This window comes from Kitasatospora sp. NPDC093550 (genome assembly GCF_044764985.1).
Classification (GTDB): Bacteria; Actinomycetota; Actinomycetes; order Streptomycetales; family Streptomycetaceae; genus Kitasatospora.
This window is the reverse complement of record NZ_JBIWJF010000004.1, coordinates 45,089-65,082: the sequence shown is the minus strand read 5'-3', so window position 1 is coordinate 65,082 and position 19,994 is coordinate 45,089. Positions and strand designations below refer to the sequence as shown.

11 protein-coding genes and 1 riboswitch are annotated in these 19,994 nt (G+C 75.4%); of the genes, 8 read left to right on the top strand and 3 right to left on the bottom strand.

The annotated features are described in order from the left end of the window. Nucleotides 1-22: 22 nt before the first annotated feature. Together ACIRD3_RS07530 and ACIRD3_RS07525 are read right to left on the bottom strand one after the other, a co-directional pair. Nucleotides 23-1,447 carry a patatin-like phospholipase family protein gene (locus ACIRD3_RS07530; protein WP_402212941.1) on the bottom strand — a complete coding sequence of 475 codons (1,425 nt, stop codon included), beginning with the start codon at nucleotides 1,445-1,447 and terminating at the stop codon, nucleotides 23-25. A 2-nt stretch (nucleotides 1,448-1,449) separates the two neighbouring features. Continuing rightward, complete coding sequence (locus ACIRD3_RS07525) at nucleotides 1,450-1,782, bottom strand: hypothetical protein (RefSeq protein ID WP_402212940.1); 333 nt, start codon at nucleotides 1,780-1,782, stop codon at nucleotides 1,450-1,452. Between the two features lie 256 nt (nucleotides 1,783-2,038). Further along, a riboswitch (SAM riboswitch) is annotated at nucleotides 2,039-2,181 on the top strand. 202 nt (nucleotides 2,182-2,383) lie between these two features. Here ACIRD3_RS07525 and ACIRD3_RS07520 point away from each other — a divergent pair. Continuing rightward, a complete protein-coding gene (locus ACIRD3_RS07520; RefSeq protein WP_402212938.1) occupies nucleotides 2,384-3,097 on the top strand; it encodes an IclR family transcriptional regulator in 714 nt (237 codons plus the stop codon). 37 nt (nucleotides 3,098-3,134) lie between these two features. On the opposite strand, the gene ACIRD3_RS07515 is transcribed toward ACIRD3_RS07520, so the two are convergent. After that, a complete protein-coding gene (locus tag ACIRD3_RS07515; RefSeq protein WP_402212937.1) occupies nucleotides 3,135-4,388 on the bottom strand; it encodes a threonine/serine exporter family protein in 1,254 nt (417 codons plus the stop codon). Between the two features lie 382 nt (nucleotides 4,389-4,770). Between ACIRD3_RS07515 and ACIRD3_RS07510 the strand changes: the two genes are divergently transcribed. The 7 genes from ACIRD3_RS07510 (at nucleotide 4,771) to ACIRD3_RS07480 (ending at nucleotide 19,989) form a co-directional block, all read left to right on the top strand. Beyond that, nucleotides 4,771-6,069 (top strand): helix-turn-helix domain-containing protein, encoded by a 1,299-nt coding sequence (locus ACIRD3_RS07510; RefSeq protein ID WP_402212935.1) that lies wholly within the window; start codon nucleotides 4,771-4,773, stop codon nucleotides 6,067-6,069. A gap of 228 nt (nucleotides 6,070-6,297) precedes the next feature. Further along, nucleotides 6,298-6,741: a cobalamin B12-binding domain-containing protein gene (locus ACIRD3_RS07505; RefSeq protein WP_402212933.1), complete on the top strand. Its 444-nt coding sequence runs from the start codon at nucleotides 6,298-6,300 to the stop codon at nucleotides 6,739-6,741. Continuing rightward, nucleotides 6,738-8,030 carry a methylaspartate mutase gene (locus tag ACIRD3_RS07500; RefSeq protein ID WP_402212931.1) on the top strand — a complete coding sequence of 431 codons (1,293 nt, stop codon included), beginning with the start codon at nucleotides 6,738-6,740 and terminating at the stop codon, nucleotides 8,028-8,030. The genes ACIRD3_RS07505 and ACIRD3_RS07500 overlap by 4 nt, the downstream gene beginning before the upstream one ends. Before the next feature lie 91 nt (nucleotides 8,031-8,121). Next, nucleotides 8,122-9,123, top strand: a complete 1,002-nt coding sequence (locus ACIRD3_RS07495) for an asparagine synthetase A (protein ID WP_402212929.1) — start codon at nucleotides 8,122-8,124, stop codon at nucleotides 9,121-9,123. A 179-nt stretch (nucleotides 9,124-9,302) separates the two neighbouring features. Continuing rightward, nucleotides 9,303-10,556 (top strand): glutamate synthase-related protein, encoded by a 1,254-nt coding sequence (locus ACIRD3_RS07490; protein WP_402212928.1) that lies wholly within the window; start codon nucleotides 9,303-9,305, stop codon nucleotides 10,554-10,556. Between the two features lie 143 nt (nucleotides 10,557-10,699). Then, on the top strand, nucleotides 10,700-15,463 hold the full coding sequence (locus ACIRD3_RS07485) for an amino acid adenylation domain-containing protein (protein ID WP_402212926.1): 4,764 nt from the start codon (nucleotides 10,700-10,702) through the stop codon (nucleotides 15,461-15,463). Nucleotides 15,464-15,495: 32 nt separating this feature from the next. After that, nucleotides 15,496-19,989 (top strand): amino acid adenylation domain-containing protein, encoded by a 4,494-nt coding sequence (locus ACIRD3_RS07480; protein WP_402212924.1) that lies wholly within the window; start codon nucleotides 15,496-15,498, stop codon nucleotides 19,987-19,989. Nucleotides 19,990-19,994 lie beyond the last annotated feature (5 nt).

Here is a 19,994-nt window from a genome sequence, read left to right as displayed (position 1 = left end):
CGTCCGGTCGGCGCGGTGCGCCTCAGCCGGAGGTGAGCCCGAGGAAGTAGGCGCGGTCCGGCAGGGCGGGCGGCAGCGGGTAGTCGAGCAGGACGTGCAGGTTGCACGCGGCGAGGGTGTAGGAGTGCAGCAGCAGATCGGCGGTGGTGTCGGCGCCGAGCCTGCGCAGCACGGTCTTGACGGTGCGGCTCCTGGTCGTCCGCTCCGCCCAGAGGGCCCGCCGCTGCGGGTCGTCGCCGAGCAGGTCGAGCACCTCCTTGGCGCGGGCCGCGCGGGCCGCCCGGGCGGCGAGGTCCGGAGCGGGCCCGGCGCCGCTCGCGCCGCCGCCTCCGCCGGCCGCGTCGGCCGCGTGCGCGTAGGCGTCGGCCACCCGGTACGGCGACTGCGCGATGTGGACCAGCGCACCGGCCGGCCCGCCGTCGCGGCCGAGCCGCTCGGACCACTGGACCAGCTCGCTGCGCCGCAGACTGGTGCCGACGTCGTACATCACGCTCTTGATCCGGACCAGCGCCAGCAGTTCGCCGAGCACCGGGAACCGCGAGGCGGGGAACGACTGCCAGGTCATCCCGGCCGAGGCGTTCACCACGACGATCTCGTCGACGTCGTAGTGGGCGCGCGGGTGGTCGGGGCGCCGCGCCCGTTCGGGCAGCCCGACCAGCCACTCGTCGGCCATGTTGTCGTACACCCCGCCGTCGGTGAGCACCAGGTCGGCGGTGGCCCCGGTGGGCCCGGCGGGCGGCGGGAAGCGGTGCGGGGCGGTCGGCAGGCGCCGGACGGCGAAGGCGCCCGGCAGGCAGGCCGAGGCCTGGACGGCGGTGGAGAGCCGCAGACCGCCGGGCACACCGGTGCCGTAGCGGAAGCCGTAGACGAACCCGGGCGAGAAGTAGAAGTGGTCCCCGCTCTGCAGCTCGGTGGCGCAGAAGACGTGGTCGACGGAGCGCTCGACCGCGGCCAGGCCCGTCGCGGCGCCGTCGCGGTGGAAGAACTCGCGCGCCAGCGCCCGGTCCACCACCGCGCTGCGCCGCTCGAACACCAGCACCGCGCCGGCCAGGAGCAGCAGCCCGGCGCCCAGCAGCACGCCGGAGAGCAGCCGCAGGCCGTCCACGGCGGTGGCGGCGACCCCGGCGAGCAGGGTCAGCAGTGCCACGCCGGCGAGGGCGAACAGCGAGCGCACGTACCGGTTGGTGGACGGCCCCCAGAAGAACAGTCCGGTGCGGGCGCAGTGGCGGATCAGCGGGCGGACGCGCTCGGCGAACTCCGCGCCCGGGTCCTGCCGGTAGTCGGTCTCGTGGGCGACCACGCCGTTGGCGACCGAGCCGCCGGACACCGAGGAGATCGCCACCACGTCCTTGTGCCGGCCGCAGTCGGCGAGGTACATCAGGGCGCCGACGCCCCACAGGGTGGCGCGGTAGCCGCCGCCGGAGAGGGCCACTCCGATGCGGGCCATGATCAGACCTCCACGGTCGTGCCCGCGGCCGCCGTCGCCGGATGGACCGCGGTGCAGCGGCGCACGCGCCGGCGCGCGGGGTCGGCCCACGGTTCGGTGGTGCGGCTGCGGTGGGTGAGGACGAGTTCGGTCGGCCGGGCGCCGTGACCGTCGTCGGTGAGCGGCGGCCGGCGGCCGCCGTGCTCCAGCAGGAGGGCGAAGGTGGAGCCGTCGGGGACGGAGGCGGCCGGCCGTTCGCCGCGGAGCAGGTCGGGGGCGAGGCCGTGCAGGTCCTTGCGCGCGTCCGGCAGTTCCAGGGCCCGGGCGATGGAGCGGATGTCGTACGACTCGGGCATGGGAGACCTCGGAAAGGACTCCGGGGGAGGTCGGCCACCGCTCAGGCCGCGCTCCCGACTCCTCCACTCTGCCACGATCCGGGCGGTTCGCGGGAGGGGGGCGGCGGGTACCCGGAACCGGCTCGGTGCCGGAGGGATTGACGCGCTGAAGGTCGAACGGTCGACCGGCGACGCGCGGCTGTTCCGGGGGCAGGGGCGGGGAAGGGCGCGGAAAGGGTTTGGCGGGCGGGCCGGGGAATCTTGTATGGTTCCTGGCGAATCATCCAGAGGGGTGGAGGGACCGGCCCTACGAAGCCCCGGCAACTCCCCGGTCGACTCGGCGTCCGAAGTACGCGCCGCGCCGCCTGGGATCAGTGCCAACTCCGGCCTGTCGCCACTGTGGCGCGGGAAAGATGAGGAGACACGGTGCTCTCTGTGCTGTCCTTCGCCCGGGCGCTTCCCGCCCCGGCCCTTCCGCGTACCCCTCTCGTGCCCGGCGCAGGCGACCGGCCGACTTCTCCGGCCCGCCCCCGCTGACCACACCCCCCACGGCTTCCCACCCGGAGCCTCCGCGAGCGCTGCCCACCCGCCGCTCGCGGGATTCGAGACGGAGTACCCATCCATGCAGAACACGAGCGGCGTCGGCGTGCTCGACAAGATCACCTCGATCCTCGGCACCCTGGAGGCCGGACCGGCCACGCTGGCCGGACTCGTCGCCGCGACCGGCCTGGCGCGGCCCACCGCGCACCGGCTCGCGGTCGCGCTCGAACACCACCGGCTGGTGAGCCGGGACCTGCAGGGCCGGTTCGTCCTCGGCCCCCGGATCGGCGAGCTCTCGGCGGCCGCCGGGGAGGACCGGCTGCTGGCCGCGGCCGGCTCGGTCCTCACCCACCTGCGGGACGTCACCGGTGAGAGCGCCCAGCTGTACCGCCGTCAGGGCGAGATCCGGATCTGCGTGGCCGCCGCCGAGCGGCTCTCCGGGCTGCGCGACACCGTCCCGGTGGGGATCACGCTGCCGATGAAGGTGGGGTCCGCCGCCCAGGTGCTGCTGGCCTGGGAGGAGCCCGAGCGGCTGCACCGCGGCCTGCAGGGCGCCCGCTTCACGGCCACCGCGCTGAGCGGCGTCCGGCGCCGGGGCTGGGCCCAGTCGATCGGCGAGCGCGAGCTCGGGGTGGCCTCCGTCTCGGCTCCGGTGCGCGGACCGTCCAACCGGGTGGTGGCCGCCGTCTCGGTCTCCGGCCCGATCGAACGGCTGACCCGCCACCCCGGCGCCCAGCTCTCCCAGGCCGTGATCGAGGCGGCGAACCGGCTCACCGAGGCGCTGCGGCACCCGTGACCGGCCGGGTCCGCCCGCCCGCCGCGCGCCGTACGGTTCAGGCCCGGGCCCGCCGCAGCGCGCGGGAGGGGCGGGGGATCCGGCCGACCACCGAGCCGATCAGGGTGCCGATCGACACCCCGAACACCGCCGACACGGCCGCCAGGACGGACTGCGCGCCGTTGCCGACCTCGATCTGCGCGGTGTTCAGCAGGCCGAAGGAGCCGGGCACCACGATCCAGAACGCCGGGAGGTAGAGCACCTGCCAGAGCGGACCGCCGGGCAGCCAGTGCACCAGGGTGGCCGCGCCCGCGGCGGAGACCGCGCCGGCCAGACCGCCGATCGCCGCCCCGTGCGCCGAGCCCACCGCCACCTGGACGGTGACGCTCACCGCGATCACCGCGACGATCCACGGGATGGCCGGGGGCGGGGTGTGGACGTTGATCACCACCCCGGCCACGGCGATCGCCAGCCCCAGCCCGATCACCCACCAACTCGGCCGGGCCACCTGGACGTTGGCCAGGGCGGTGGCCGGCATGCCGATCGCGGTCGCGGCCGCGGCCACCCCGGCGAGGAAGAGCGCCAGCTGCACCGCGCCGGACACCAGCCGGGCCGTACCGGCGCTGGCCGCGCCCGCGGCGATCTCCGACAGCCCGGTGACCAGCAGCCCGCCCGGCAGCAGGATCGCCAGCGTGGCCACGATCGTCCGCAGCGCGCCGTCCAGCAGCCCGGCCCGGGCGAGCGACAGGACCAGCAGCGCGACCAGGAACCCGGCCGTGACCGGCAGCAGCGGCCGCAGGTACGGCAGCCGCCGGGCGGCGACGGTCAGGCCCACCACGATCAGCGAGCCGAGCCCGGCCGCCAGCACGTTCGCCGCCACCGGCTGCAGGAAGAGGCAGACCCCGACGCCGACCGGCAGCGCCCCGAGGTCCGCGACCCAGGTGGGCCAGCGGGCGGGCGCCCGGCGGATCCGGTCCAGTTCGGCGAGCGCCCGGGGCCCGTCGAGCTCGCCCGCGCGCAGCCGGTGCACCAGGTGGAGGACGTCGGCGGTCTGCTCGAACCGCAGCGCGGCGCCGACCGGCTGGAACCGGGTGCCCTCGTCGGCGGACAGGGTGACGAACAGTCCGTTGGTCAGGGCGGCGACCCGGACCTCCGGGGCCCCCATGGCCCTCCCCAGGCCGTGGAGCTCCTCCTCGACGTCATGGACGGGAAGGCCGCCGCCCAGCAGGGCTTCGCCCAGTTCGAGCAGCAGACGGCGGAGCGGATCGGGCGGGGCGTCGGCGACCCGGACCGGGGGAGACGTGCTAGGCATGGCACGTATCGTCCCATCCCGCCCGGTTCGGTCCGACTGTGCCCCGGTCTGATCGCTTCCGGTGCGGGGTCCGTTCGCTCCCCGCCCGGGTTCGTTCGACTGCCCGTCCGGCCGCCTCCGCAGTCGGCACCACGCCCGCCGCCAGGGCTCCGGTCCGCTTGTGAGGCCCCCGTGAAGGTGGCGGGTGGGGCCGGTGATCGGCCGTTGATCGGGCGTAGACGGCGAGCCTGGAGCATCGGGAACCGGAGGGAACCGGTTCGCGGGCCACAGCCTGATCACCGGGTCCCGTGCGACCGGACCACAGGCCGCGCGGGTGCCCAGTGCTGCAGCCGTCGGACCGGACCTCCGGTGAGTGTCCGAACCACGGAAGGGCAGACGAGGCATGGACAGCGGGCAGTCGTTGCAAGCGGTGAGGACGGCGGCGGGCTTCGGCGAGCTGCTGCGGGTACGGCGCGAGCGGATCGGGCTGACCCAGCAGTGCCTGGCCGACCACGCGACCCTCAGCGTGCGGGCGATCCGGGACATGGAGAGCGGCCGGGTGCGCCGCCCCCGCAACGAGACCGTCCGGCTGCTGGCGGACGCGCTGCGGCTGGAGGGTCGCAGCCGCACGGACTTCGAGGAGGCCGCCCGCCGCCACCCGCTCGCCGGCGAGCCGGTGACGCCCCCCGCCCCGGCCGCCCCGCCGGTGCCGCGCGGGGCGATGGTCGGCCGGGAGATGGAGACCGACGTGCTGGCCGACGCCTTCGCGGTGCACGGGGACCGGCTGGTCGCGCTGGTCGGGCTCGGCGGGGTGGGCAAGACCCGGCTCGCCCTGGAGGTGGCCCGTCGGCTGCACCAGGGCGCCCACTGGCCGGTCCGCTGGGTCGACTGCGGCGGTGGCCCGCACCCCTGGCGCGGCCTGCTGGACGACTTCGTCCGGGAGATCGGCGACCGGCCCGCGCTGCTGGTGCTGGACGGCGCCGACGGCGGGGTGGACGCCGGGCAACTGGACGGGCTGTTCCACCACTGCCCCGGCCTGCGGGTGCTGATCACCGCCCGGGAGGCCCGGCCGCTGCCCGGCTGCCAGGTCATCCCACTCGCGCCGCTGCCCGTACCGGCCCCCGAACTCGACGCCGAACCGGAGGCGTTGGCCCAGGTCGGCGCCGTGCGGCTGCTGCTCTCGCACCTGTGCCGGCTGCGGCCCGGCTACACCCTGGAACGGTCCGAGGCGCCGGCCGTCGCCGAGCTGTGCCGCCACCTGGACGGCCTGCCGGGCGCCCTGGAGCGTGCGGCGGGCTGGGCGCTGGTGCAGTCCACCGGCCAGCTGGTGGCCCGGCTGGCGGCCTCCCCGTTCACGCTGGCGGCGCCGCCGCTGGTGTACGGCGCGCGCGGCGACGTGCGGGACGAGGTGGAGCCCGCCATCCGGCGACTGACGGAGCGTCAGCGCGCCCTGCTGGAGGTCCTCGTGGACGAGCCGGCGGACTGGTCCGGGGAGGACGCGGTGGTCCGCAGCGGCTGGGCGCCGCAGACCTGCCTGGCGACGGTGCACGAGCTGCTGTCGCGCGGGCTGATCCGCAGCGTGCCCGCCCGGGGCGGCGTGCGCTTCACCGTGCTCAACCTCTGCCGGCGCCTCGTCCGGGAGGAGCCGGGCCTCCGGCTCGCCCCGACCGGGGACGTCCCGCTGCTGGCCGTCGCGGGCTGAGCGACGGCCCCGGCGTCCCGGGGGCGCCGGCCGTGCGGCAGTGCCGGTGCCGCGGCCGGGCGCCGATTCTGCCGCAAGGTGCCGCAGGACCTGCCGCTTGCCCGGCCCGGGCGTTCCTAACGTTCTCGGTGGGGCCGGGCCGTCGCGGAACACGCGCCGGAACTCCCGGACCGCCGGCCGGGCGTCGGCGGAATTCCATCGCCGATCTCTACCGATGAGGGCTGAGTTGTGGAGCACGCACACGCCGAACACGGCGGGCTGGACGTCGTCGTGACGACGACGGCCTCGGATTCGCACACCTGGAACCTGGTGTTCCTGCAGCTCCTGCTGGAGGAAATGGGCCACCGGGTGACCAATCTGGGCGCCTGCGTCCCGGACGCGCTGCTGCTCGCCGAATGCCGCCGGATCGAACCGGACCTGATCGTGATCAGCAGCGTCAACGGGCACGGCCACCAGGAGGGCCTGCGGGTCGCCCCCGCGCTGCGCGCCTGCCCGGAGCTGCGGACCACGCCGACCGTCATCGGCGGCAAGCTCGGCATCGCCGGGGCCGACGACCCCGACCGCGAACGCACGCTGCTGGCGGCCGGCTTCGACGCCGTCTTCGAGGAGGGCACCTCGGTGGAGGCCTTCCGCGAGTTCGTCGACGGGCTGCGCTCCCGGGTCCTGCTGTGACCAGCTTCGGGGCGTTCGTCGCGCAGGCCGCGGAGGCCGGCGCGCTGGTGGTGCAGCCCCGGATGGGCATGGCGGAGGCGGCCCCGATGCGGGCGGGCCTGCTCGCCACCCGGGGGGCGGCCGCCGTCACCGTCGGCACCATCACGCTGGACAGCTACACCCGCACCGGCGACCTCGACATGGCGCGGCGCGCCCTGGCCGCCGGGGCGGGCCTCAACGGCTACCCGATCGCCACCCACCCGGTGGAGGTCACCCGGGCGGTGCTGCACGGGGTCGCGGACGCGGGCTTCCCGGTGCAGGTCCGGCACGGCTCGGCGGCACCGGAGGGGATCGTCCGGGCGCTGCTCGCGGCCGGCCTGGACGCCACCGAGGGCGGGCCGGTCTCCTACTGCCTGCCGTACGGCCGCACCCCGCTGCACGAGGCGGTGGCCCGCTGGCGGACCAGCTGCGAACTCCTCGCCGCCCGGCGGGACTCCGGCGCCGAACCGCACCTGGAGACCTTCGGCGGCTGCATGATGGGCCAGCTCTGCCCGCCCTCGCTGCTGATCGCCATCAGCGTGCTGGAAGCCCTGTTCTTCCGTCAGCACGGGCTGCGCAGCATCTCGCTCAGCTACGCCCAGCAGGCCAACGCCCAGCAGGACGAGGAGGCGCTGGCCGCACTCGGCCGGATCGCGGACGACCTGCTCGCGGACGTCGACCGGCACCTCGTGGTGTACGCCTACATGGGCGTGTACCCGCGCTCGCCCGGCGGAGCCCGGCTGCTGCTCCAGGACGCGGCGCGGCTCGCCGTGCGCGGCGGTGCCGCCCGGCTGATCGTCAAGACCACGGCCGAGGCGCACCGCATCCCGACCGTCGCCGAGAACGTGCGGGCGCTGGAGGCCGCCGCCGCGGCCGCCACCGCCGAGCGCGCCCGCCCCCGGCCCGCCGCCCCGCCGGACACCGGCATCGAGGCCGAGGCCAGGGCGCTGATCGGCGCCGTGCTCGACCTGGACGCCGACCTCGGACGGGCCCTGGTCCGGGCGTTCGCGGCCGGCTACCTGGACGTGCCGTACTGCCTGCACCCCGACAACGCCGGGCGCACGCGCAGCTCGCTGGGCCCGGACGGGCGGCTGTCCTGGTCCGCGATCGGCTCGATGCCGATCGCCGGACTGGTCGAGGGCGGCCGGCCGCCGATCCTCGGCTCGGCCGGGCTGCTGGCCGCGCTCTCCCACGTCCAGCGGCGCTACGACGGCGGGGACGCGCCGTCGGGCGCGGCGCCCGTACCCCGCGGCCTGCCCGCCGCGCGCTGAGCCGGCCACGCACCGGACCACCGCGCGCCGAGCCGCCCACGCCCCCGACGCTTCCCCGACAGACCCTCCCCGAGAGAAGAGGACCCCGACCATGCCCGACTCCACGCCCCAGCCCCCGGTGCCCCCGACCGATCCGGGCCGCCACCTGACCGCGCCGGCCACCCGGAGCACGCTCCGGATCCAGCAGCAGCTGCTCACCGCCGCCCGCGAGTTCCTGCGCGGCCGGGGCTTCACCGAGCTGCTGCCGCCGATCATCGGCCCGGTCACCGACCCCGGCGCGCGCGGCTCCAAGCAGGTGGACATCGACTTCTACGGCCACCGCTACAAGCTGATGACCAGCGCGATCCTGTACAAGCAGGCCTCGCTGCTCGCCTTCGACAAGATCTTCTGCATCGCCCCGAACGTCCGTCTGGAGCCGCTGGAGACCGCCGGGACCAGCCGGCACCTGGCCGAGTTCCACCAGCTGGACGTGGAGGTCGCCGGTGCGAGCCGGGACGACGTCGTCCAGCTGGCCGAGGACCTGGTGGTGCACATGGTCGACAGCGTGCTGCGCGAGCTGCCCAAGGAGTTCGCCGAACTCGGCCGGGACCCGCAGGCGTTCGCCGAGCTGCTCAAGGGCTCCTTCGGCCGGATCCGGCACGCCGAGGCGGTCACCGAGCTGCGCGGCATCGGGCACCCGCAGAGCGCTGACGCCGAACTCGACTGGGAGGGCGAGGCCCTGCTCTCGGCCCGGCGCGACCGGCCGTTCTTCGTCACCGACTACCCGAAGGGCTCGCGCGGCTTCTACGACCGCGAGCACCCGGACGACCCGGGCCTGCTGCGGAACTTCGACCTGCTCGCGCCCGAGGGCTACGGCGAGCTGTGCAGCGGCAGCCAGCGCACCAACGACTACGCGGAGATCATCACCCGGATGCGGGAGACCGGCGAGAACCCGCAGAAGTACCGCTGGTACCTGGACCTGGTGCGCGAGGGCGTGCCGGCCAGCGCGGGCTTCGGCATCGGGGTCGAGCGGCTCACCCGCTACGTCGCCGGGCTGGACGCGGTCTGGCAGGCCAGCGCGTTCCCGAAGGTCGCGGGGGTGGTGTCACCGTGAGTGAGCGTGGGGGGTACCCCCGGCCGGAGGCTGGGGGAGAGCGAACCGTTGGGAGGGGCGAGTGGGCGAACGCCCCTGCCGGGCGCAGCGAGGTGGGCGGCGTGAGGGAGCGAAGCGAGCGAACCGTTGAGAGGGGCGAGTGGGCGAACGCCCCTGCCGAGCGCAGCGAGGTGGGCGGCGTGAGTGACCTGTCGGCGCCCGGGTTTCCCGAGGAGGAGGTCCGGCGGCGGGCCCGGGCCGGTGCGGCGGCGGCGTTCCCGCCCGCCGAGGAGTACGGGCACGTGCTGTTCGGCGCCGACCGTGCGGACCGGGCGGCCGGGACCGGCGCGCCGGACGCCCTGGACGCGCTGCGGATCGTCCCGCCGCTGTTCCTGCCGCAACGGCTCGCCAAGCTGATCGACCTGGGCCGCGAGCCCGACTACCGGGACGTCGAACTCGCCACCGCCATCGGCGGGTTCGCCTCCGCGCTGCCGGTGTACGTGTCCGCGACCGGGTCCACCCGGGCGGCCGGCGGCGATCTGGGGCTGGCCCTGAGCCGGCAGGCCGGGGCGCTCGGGATCCCGATGGTGATCGGCGAGAACGTGGTGCCGGTCAACGGGTACGGCCGGCTCGGCGAGGCCGCCGACCGCACGCTGCTCGGCCGGCTGCGCGCCTACGCGGAGGAACTCCCGGACGGGCTCGGCGGCGTGGCCGTCCAGCAGAGCACCGAGGACGCCGACGCCGAGGTGTGGAACCTCGTGCACAGCGATCCGGCCGCCCTGCCGCTGCTCGAATCGGGCCGCCTGGCCTTCGAGTTGAAGGTCGGCCAGGGGGCCAAGCCGGGCCTGGGCGGGATGACCGTGCTGGACCCCGAGGCGGCCGCCGCGCTCGGCGACCGCTTCGGGCTGGACCCGCTGTTCCCCGACGGCCGGGTGCTGCGCGCCGCGACCCCGGGCACCTTCACCGCGGAGATCCTGCGCCAGCAGATCCGGCTGATGCGCAACAACTACCCGCGGGTGCGGATCTGGGTGAAGCTCTACCCCGGCCGGGACGTGGCCGAGGCCGCCCGGGTGGCGCACGAGGCCGGTGCGGACGCCGTCGTGGTGGACGGCGCCGAGGGCGGCACGGGCTGGGCGCCCGGGGTGTTCCTGCCGCACGTCGGTCTGCCGCTGGCGGAGTGCCTGCGCCGGCTGGCGGCCGACCCGCCGCCGAGCCTGCTGGTCTCCGGGCGGGTCTGGGAGGGGGCCCGGGCGGTCAAGAGCCTGGCGCTGGGGGCCCGTGCGGTGGGCCTCGGACGCGCGGCGCTGTTGGCCGTCGCGGAGGACCGGGAATCCGGCCTCCGGCGTTTCGCGGAATGCCTGGCGCTGGAACTCCGACTGCTGATCAGTTCGCTCGGAAAGTACGCTCCGCAGGCCCTCGACACGGAAGACGTCTGGTCGCCCGAGGGATTCTGAGAATCCTCGGCCGGTAGCTCCGGCCTGCCCGGGAAGCGGCATGAAGAAACTGCCGATTTCCTTCCGCTCATTCTGCCGATAGGGCCTTCCGGTTCCCCCTATCGTCGCTTTCGTCGCCGATTAATCTCACGATCTGGGGTTGGATGATGTCCTCTCGCGGTTTCCCCCTCGAATCCACGGCAAATGAATCCACGGCCACCGAACCCACGGCCACCGAATCCACGGCAGCCGAATCCACCGCCACCGCCTTCGCGCCGTTCGCCGCCGCCGTCCGCCGCTTCCCCGAGCGGCCGGCCGTCCGGACCGGCGGGCGGACCGTCAGCTACCGGGAGCTGGACGGCATGACCGCCGCCCTCGCCGCCCGGCTCGCCCCCGGGCGGACGGTCGCCGTCACCGGCCGCGACCGGCTGGACCACGTGGTCGCGCTGCTGGCGGTCCTGCGGGCGGGTGCCACCTACCTGCCGTTGGACCGGGAGGCCCCCGAGGAGCGCAACCGCTGGATCGCCGAGGACGCCGGGGCCTCCCTCGCCCTCCACGGCGAGGAGCTCACCGCGATCGGGGAGGGGGCGGACGCCGGCGCCGGCTACGTCATCTACACCTCCGGCACCACCGGCCGTCCCAAGGGTGTCCACGTGCCGCTCGCCGCGCTCACCGGCCACCTGGCCGCCGTGGTCGGCGCCTTCGGCCTCACCGAGCGGGACGTGGTGCTGCAGTTCGCCCGCCCGACCGTGGACGTGGCGGTGGAGCAGGTGCTCGGCGCGCTGTCCGCCGGGGCCTGCCTGGTCCTGCCGGAGCAGCAACTCCTCGCCCCGGCCGAGCTGCTGGACCTGCTGGACGCCGAGGGCGTCACCGTCGCCAACCTGGCGGCCGGCTACTTCCAGGACGTGGTGGCGGCGCTCGGCGGCCGGGTGCCGCGCACCCTGCGGCTGATGATCTCGGGCAGCGACAAGCTGGAGCCCGCCACCGCCGCCGCCTGGTGGGCGGCGACCGGGGTGCCGCTGCTCAACGCGTACGGACCGACCGAGACCGTGGTCACCGCCACCACCCACCGGCTGGCCGGCGAGCAGGACGGCCCGGCGGACCGGGTGCCGATCGGCGGCGCGCTCGGCGCCCGGCGGCTCTACGTCCTGGACGAGCGGCTGCGGCCGGTCCCGCCCGGCGAGAGCGGCGAACTGTACGTCGGCGGGCCGCTGTTGGCCTCCGGCTACCTCGGTCGCCCCGGCCTCACCGCCGACCGCTTCGTCGCGGACCCGTTCGCGGACCCGGCTGGCGGAACCGCACGGTCCGGCGCCCGGATGTACCGCACCGGCGACGTGGTGCGCCGCACCGCCGCGGACGGCCCGCTGGAGTTCCTCGGCCGCAGCGACCACCAGGTGAAGATCCGCGGCTTCCGGGTCGAGCCCGGCGAGATCGAGCAGGTGCTGGCCGGGTACCCCGGCGTCACCGGCTGCGTCGTGGTGGCGCACGAGGGCCGGCTGGCCGCGTACGTGACCGGCGCCGCCCCGCAGTACGCCGAGGCCCGGCCCTGGCTGGCCGAGCGGCTGCCCGAGCACATGGTCCCGGCGACGCTCACCGCGCTGGAGGCCTTCCCGCTGACCGCCGGCGGCAAGGTGGACCGCGCGGCCCTGCCCGAGCCACAGGCCGCGCCCGTGGGCAAGCCGGCCGGCCGCCCGCCGCGCACCCCCGCCGAGCAGCTGATCGCCGCGGTCTGGGCGGACGTGCTCGGGGTGCCCGAAGTCGGCGCCGACGACAACTTCTTCCACCTGGGCGGCGATTCGCTGACCGCCGTACGCGTGGTGGGCCGGGTCTTCGACGTCTTCGGCATGGTGTCGCCGTACACCATCTTCGACGCGCCGACCCTGGCCGAGTTCGCCGCCGCGGTGAGTTCCGCGAGCGCGGGCGAGCGCCCGGAACTGGTCCGCACGGGCGCCACCGAGGCGCCGTTGTCCAAGTTCCAGCGGGGACTGTGGTTCCTGGACCAGTGGAACCCGGACGCGCCGACCTACGTGGTGCCCTGGGTGTTCCGCTTCGCCGGCCCGGTCGACCCCGAGCTGCTGCGGCGGGCGCTGGCCGGGGTGGTCGAGCGGCACGAGAGCCTGCGGACGACCTTCGCGCTCGGCGAGGACGGTCCGCGCCAGGTCGTCCACCCCGCCGTGGAGCTGCCGTTCACGCTCGTCGACACCACCGCCGACGCGGTGGACGGGCTGGTCGCCGAGGCCGCGCTGGAGCCCTTCGACCTGGAGCGCGGACCGCTGGTGCGGGCCCGGGTGTTCCGGGCCGAGGGAGCGACCACGCTGCTGCTGCTCCTCCACCACATCGTCTGGGACGAGGGCTCGCTGGCCGTGCTGGAGGCCGAACTCCAGGAGCTGTACGACGCGCTCGCCGAGGGCCGCCCGGCCGAACTGCCGGAACTCGCCGTCCAGTACGGCGACTACGCCGCCTGGCAGTACCGGGACGACACCGCTGAACGCCAACTCGACTACTGGCGAGAGCAGTTGCTCGGCGCCCCGACCGCCCCGGCGCTGGCGCCGGAGTACCCCCGCCCGGAGGAGCAGGCCTTCCGCGGCGCCTTCCACCGCTTCACCATGCCGGACCCGGTGGCCGAGGCCGTCCGCTCGCTCGCCCGCAGTGAGGACGCCACCCCGTTCATGGTGCTGCTCGCCGGGCTGGCGCTCACCCTGCACCGCCGCTCCGGGCAGCGCGACCTGGTGCTCGGCTCGCCGGTGAACGTCCGCGGGCGGGCCGAACTCGACGGCCTGATCGGCTACTTCGTCAACCTGCTGCCGCTGCGGCTGAAGCTGGAGGAGGGCGCCTCCTTCCGCGAGCTGGTCCGGCACGTGCGCGAGGTGTCGATCGGCGGCTACCGGCACCAGGAGGTGCCCTTCGACGACATCGCGAGCGCGGTGCTGGAGGAGCGGCCCGAGGACCGCAACCCGCTCTGCCAGGTGCTGCTGGAGCTGCACCCGCTGGACACCCGGCCGTTCACCGTCGGCGGCCACCCGGTCACCCGCGCCCTGCACTCCAACCCGGTCTCCCGCTTCGACCTGTCGGTCTCGGTGGACGACCTCGGCACCGGCTTCACCGGCCGCTTCGAGTACGACAGCGACCTCTTCGGCGCGGCCACCATGGCCGGTCTGTGCGAGGAGTGGCTGGGCACCCTGGCCGCCGCCGTCGAGGTGCCGGTGCACGCCCTGTTCGAGGCCAGGGCCGCCCGCTCCCCGCAGGCCACCGCCCTGATCGCCGGCGAACGGACCGTGACCTACCGCGAGCTGAACACCGGCGCGAACCGGCTCGCCCGCCATCTGGCCGGCCTCGGCATCGGCCGCGGCGACACCGTGGCCGTCCTGGCCGAACGCGGGCCCGAGCTGGTCACCGCGCTGCTGGCGGTCCTGAAGACCGGCGCCGCCTACACCCTGCTCGACCCGGACTTCCCGGCCGAGCGGCTGGCCGGCGCGGTGGCCGACACCGGCGCCGCCGCGCTGGTCACCCACCGGCACGACGCCGAGCCGTTCACCGTCCGCCACCGGGTGGACCTGGACGCCTCGGCGGCCGAACTCGCCCGGTACGCCGGGCACGACCTGGGCCTGCCGGTCGGCGGCGACGACCTCGCCTGCGTGATGTTCACCTCCGGCTCCACCGGCCGCCCCAAGGGCGTGGCGGTGCCGCACCGGGCGCTCACCACCACCTACCTCGGCCAGGACTACGCCCGCTTCGGCCCCGAGGAGGTCTGGCTGCAGTGCTCGCCGGTCTCCTGGGACGCCTTCGCACTGGAGCTCTACGGCGCGCTCTGCTTCGGCGGTGTCTGCGTCCTGCAGCCCGGCCAGCGGCCCGACCCGCAGACCATCGCGGAGCTGACCCGCCGCCACGGCGTCACCCAGCTCCAGCTCTCCGCCAGCCTGTTCAACTTCCTGCTGGAGGAGTTCCCGGAGACCTACGACGGCCTCAAGCTCGCCTTCACCGCCGGTGAGCGGGCCTCCGTCACCCATGTCGCCAAGGCCCTGGAGAACCACCCGGGCCTGGCGGTGGCCAACGGCTACGGCCCGGTCGAGAGCCTCGGCCTGACCACCTGCCACCGGGTCGACCCGGCCGGACCTACCGGCGGCTCGGTGCCGATCGGCAGCGCGCTGAACGGCAAGGGCATCCACGTCCTGGACGAGAACCTGTGCCCGGTCGAGCCCGGCGCGACCGGCGAGCTGTACGCCTCGGGCGGCGGCCTCGCCCACGGCTATCTCGGCCGGCCCGGCCTCACCGCCGAACGCTTCGTCGCCTCCCCGTTCGGCAGCCCGGGCGAACGCCTCTACCGCACGGGGGACCTGGGGTACGTCAACGCCGAGGGGCTGCTGGAGGTCACCGGCCGGATCGACGACCAGATCAAGATCCGCGGCTTCCGGGTCGAACCCGGCGAGATCGAGGACGCGCTCACCCGCCACCCGGCCGTCCAGGAGGCGGTGGTCACCGTGCACGAGCCCGCCCCGGGCGACCGCCGGCTCGCCGCCTACGTGACCGTCGGCGCCGACGCCCCCGACCCGGACGCCCTGCTCGACCACCTGGCCGCCCTGCTGCCCGAGCACATGGTGCCCGCCACCCTCGACGTCCTGGACGCCCTGCCGCTCAACCACAACGGCAAGGTCGACCGCCGGGCGCTGCCCGCCCCCGCCGGGCGCCGGGCCGCCGCCCCCGACCCGCTGACCGAGGCGGAACGGCTGGTCGCCGAGGCGATGCGCGAGGTGCTCGACCTCGCCGAGGTCGGCCGCGAGGACAACTTCTTCCGGATCGGCGGCAACTCGCTGGCCGCCGTCCGGGTCGCGATGCGGCTGTCCCGGGAGACCGGCACCCGCGTCCCCCCGCAACTGGTGTTCCGGGCCAGGACCGTGAGCGCCATCGCCGAACGGCTGGCCGCCCGATGACGGGCCGAACCGCACACGAAGGGAACGAGGCCGTGAGCCCGTCCGACCACCCGGGGCGCACCGCGCCCGTCTCGGGGCTGCAGCGCGGCCTCTGGTTCCTCGACCGCCTCGACCCGCGGGCCGTCACCTACTGCACCCCCTGGACCCTCGACGTCACCGGCCCGCTCGACCCGGCGCTGCTCCAGGGCGCGCTGGACGCCGTGGTGGCCCGGCACGAGAGCCTGCGCACCACCTTCGCGCTGCACCCCGACGGCCCCCGTCAGCAGGTGCACCCCGCCCTCGCCGTCCCGCTCACGGTGACCGACCTGCGCCCGGCGGCCGACGCCGACGCCGGGGCCGGGTCCGGGTCCGGCGGACAGGCCGAGGACCAGGCCGAGCGCCTGGAGCGGCTGCTCGCCGCCCGCTGCGCCGAACCCTTCGACCTGGCCGCCGGACCGCTGCTGCGCGCCGAGGCCTTCCGGCTCGCGGACGATCGCACCACGGTGCTGTTCACCGTCCACCACATCGTCTGGGACGGCTGGTCCGCCGAGGTCTTCGAGCGCGAACTCGCCGAGCTGTACGGCGCGGCCGTGGCCGGCCGGGAGGCCGTCCTGCCGGAGCTGACGGTCCAGTACGCCGACTACGCGCAGGAGCAGTTCGGCACCTCCTACGAGGAGCACCTGACCTACTGGAAGGAGCAGCTGGACGGCGCGTCCGGTCTGCTGGAGCTGCCCACCGACCGGCCGCGGCCGGCCGAGCGCGGCGCGGCCGGGCGCACCGAGGAGTTCGGTCTCGGCCCCGGGACGGCGGCCGGGGTCCGGGCCCTGGCCGAGGCCGAGGGCGTCACCCCCTTCACCGTCCAGCTGGCCGCCTTCGCCCTGCTGCTGAACCGCTGGACCGGCGCCGACGACCTGGTGATCGGCACTCCCGTCACCACCCGCGACCGCCCCGAACTGGAGCACCTGCTCGGCTACTTCGTCAACCTGCTGCCGCTGCGCCTGCGGCTCGCGCCGACGCTGACCTTCCGCGGCCTGCTGGAGCACGTCCAGGACGTCGCCTTCGAGGCCTACGGCTACCTCGACGTGCCCTTCGACCAGCTGGTCGACCACCTCGGCACCGCCCGCACCGCGCAGCACCCGCCGCTGGTCCAGGTGGTGTTCGGCGCCCACGGCGAGAACCGCACGCCGCTCGCGCTCGGCCCGGCCGAAGCGGTCAGCCGGGTCCGCTCCAACGGCACCAGCAAGTTCGACCTCACCTGGTCGCTCTTCGACGCCGGTGAGACGGGCGACGGGACCGGCGGCGAGCTGCGCGGCGAGGCCGAGTACCGCAGCGAGCTGTTCGACCCGGAGACCGTCCGGCGCCTCGCCGCCGAGTACGGGACGCTGCTCACCGCGGCCCTGGCGGACCCGGATGCCACCGTGCTGCGGCTGACCACCCGCACCGCCGACGCCCCCCGCGCCACCGACACCCCCGGTGAGTGCCTGCACCGGCTGTTCGAGCGGGCCGCCGACACCCACCCCGACCGGCCCGCCGTCAGCGACCCGGACGGCTCGCTGAGCTACGCCGAACTCGACCGCCGGGCCAACCGTCTGGCGCACGCCCTGCGTGCCGCCGGTGCCGGCCCCGGCGACCGGATCGGCATGCTGCTGGACCGCACCGCCGACGTCCTGGTCACCGTCCTCGGCGTGCTCAAGACCGGCGCCGCGTACGTGCCCGTCGACCTGGCCGCGCCCGCCGACCGCGCCGCGCTGGTCTTCGGCGACACCGACGTCACCCTGGTGGTCACCGACCGCGCGGACCGGGTGCCCCGAGGCCCGTGGCGGGCCTACGACCTGAGCGCCGAGGCCGCCGACCTGGCCGCCCGGCCGGACACCCGCCCGCCGGCCGCCGGGCGCCCCGGGGACGTCGCGTACATCATCTTCACCTCCGGCTCCACCGGCCGCCCCAAGGGCGTCGCCGTGGCCCACGAGCACGTCAGCCGGCTGATGGCGGACGGCGAGGCGCACTTCGGCTTCGGCCCGGAGGCGACCTGGACGCTGTTCCACAGCTACGCCTTCGACTGGACGGTCTGGGAGATGTGGGGCGCCCTGCTGCACGGCGCCCGCCTGGTCGTCGTCCCGTACGTGACCAGCCGCTCGCCGGAGGAGTTCGCCCAGCTGCTGGAGGAGGAGGCCGTCTCCCACCTGTGCCTCACCCCCTCGGCGCTGCGCCAGCTGGAGCCCGTGCTGCGCCGCAGCCCGCGCGCCCTGCCCGCCCTGGAGTGGATCATGCTGGGCGGGGAGGCGCTGGACCCGGCCGTCGTCCAGCGCTGGTTCGAGCTCGACCCGCCGCCCCCGGCCCGGCTCTGCAACCTGTACGGCATCACCGAGACCACCGTCCACGTCACCACCCACGACCTGGCCGGCAGCGCCGGCTTCGAGCGCAGCCTGATCGGCGCGCCCATGCCGCACCTCACCGCGCAGGTCCTGGACGACTGGCTGCGGCCCTGCCCGCCCGGGGTGGCCGGCGAGTTGTACATCGGCGGCGGCAGCCTCGCCCACGGCTACTGGGGCCGCCCCGGCCTCACCGCCGGGCGCTTCGTCGCCGACCCGTACGGCCCGCCCGGGGCCCGGCTCTACCGCACCGGCGACGTCGCCCGCCGACTGCCCGACGGCGGCCTGGAGTACATCGGGCGCGCCGACTTCCAGGTCAAGCTGCGCGGCTTCCGGATCGAGCTCGGCGAGATCGAGAACGCGCTCGCCGCCCACCCGGACGTCGACGCCTGCGTGGTCACGGTGCACGAGGACCGGCTCGCCGCGTACGTCACCGGACGCGAACCCGCCGACGTCCGGGCCTTCCTGGGCCGCTCGCTGCCCCCGTACATGGTCCCGGCGAGCTACACCGTGCTGGAGTCGCTGCCGCTCACCGTCAACGGCAAGGTGGACCGGGCCGCGCTGCCCGCCCCCGGCCAGCGCAGCACCGCCACCGGCGGCCGGCACGTCGAGCCGCGCACCCCGGAGGAGGAGGCCTTCGCCGCCGTCTGGACGGAGGTCCTCGGGGTGGACGGCATCGGCGTCCACGACGACTTCTTCCACCTCGGCGGGGACTCCATCCGGGCCGTCCAGCTGGCCGGCGCGCTGCACGAACGCGGCTGGGGGGTGAGCCTGCGGGACGTCTTCAACGCCCCCACCGTCGCCGCCCTGCTGCCGCTGGCGCAGCCCGTCACCGGGGGCGCGGAGGCCCACGAGCCCTTCGCCCTGCTCACCCCGGAGGACCGCGCCGACCTGCCGCCCGGCCTCGCCGACGCCTACCCGATGGTGTCCATGCAGCTCTCCATGGTCTTCCACATGGAGATCGCCGGCGGCACCGACAGCTACCACAACGTCAACTCCTACCGGATCTCCGGCGACCTCGACGAACAGGCCTTCCGCCGCTCCGTCGCCGAGGCGATGGACCGGCACGCCGTCCTGCGCACCGGCCTCGACCTGTCCGGCTACGGCGAACCGCTGCAGCTCGTGCACGGCCAGCTGCCCGCGCCCGTCGAGTTCGCCGACCTGCGCGGCGCGCCGGACCAGGACGCGGCCGTCCGGGAGGTCTTCGACACCCACCGCCGGACGCCGTTCGACCTCACCGCGCCGCCGCTGTTCCGGATCACCGTGCAGCGCCTGGCCGAGGACGCCTTCCAGCTGACCGTCTCCGAGCACCACGCGATCCTGGACGGCTGGAGCTTCACCTCGCTGCTCACCGAGATCCTGGAGCGCCACACCGCCCTCGCCGCCGACCCGCTCGGCGCCCCCACCCCGCCGCCGCGCACCGCCTTCCGCGACTTCGTGGTGGTCGAACGGGAGGCCGCCCGGGACGAGCGCTCGCTCGACTACTGGCGCGAGCGGCTCTCCGGGGCCAGCGGCCAGCTGTTCCCCGGCAGCGAGTCCGTGCACGAGCTCTCCCGCACCGTCGAACGGGTGCTGCCGGAGGCGCCCGAGCAGCTGCGGCTGGTCGCCGAGGCGCTGGCCGTGCCCGTCAAGTCGGTCGCGCTCGCCGCGCACCTGACCGCCCTCGCGGACATCACCGGTCGGCCGCGCGTCACCACCGGCCTGGCCGTCAACGGCCGGCTGGAGCGGCTCGGCGGTACCGAGGTGTACGGGCTGTTCCTGAACACCGTCCCGCTGAGCTGCGAGCCCACCGGGGACCTGCTCGCCCTGGCCCGCGAGGTCCACCGGGAGGAGCTCGACATGATGCCGCACCGCCGGGTGCCCTTCGCCCGGCTCGCCCGGCTGATGGCCGACACCGCGCTGGACAGCCAGTTCGGCTTCCTGCGCTTCCACGCCCTCGGCCGGCTCAGCTCGGCCCGGATCGTGGACGGCCGGATCGGCTGCGAGCCGACCCTGCGCCACGAGCCCAACAGCTTCGCCTTCGGCGCCTCGCTGATCCAGGACCCGGTCTCGCAGCGCGTGCTGCTCGCCGTGGACCACCAGCGCTCGCTGGTCGACGACCGCACCGCCGAGCAGTTCATCGACACCTACACGGCCGCCCTGCACGCCATGGCCGCCGCCGCCCGAGACCTCTGAGGACC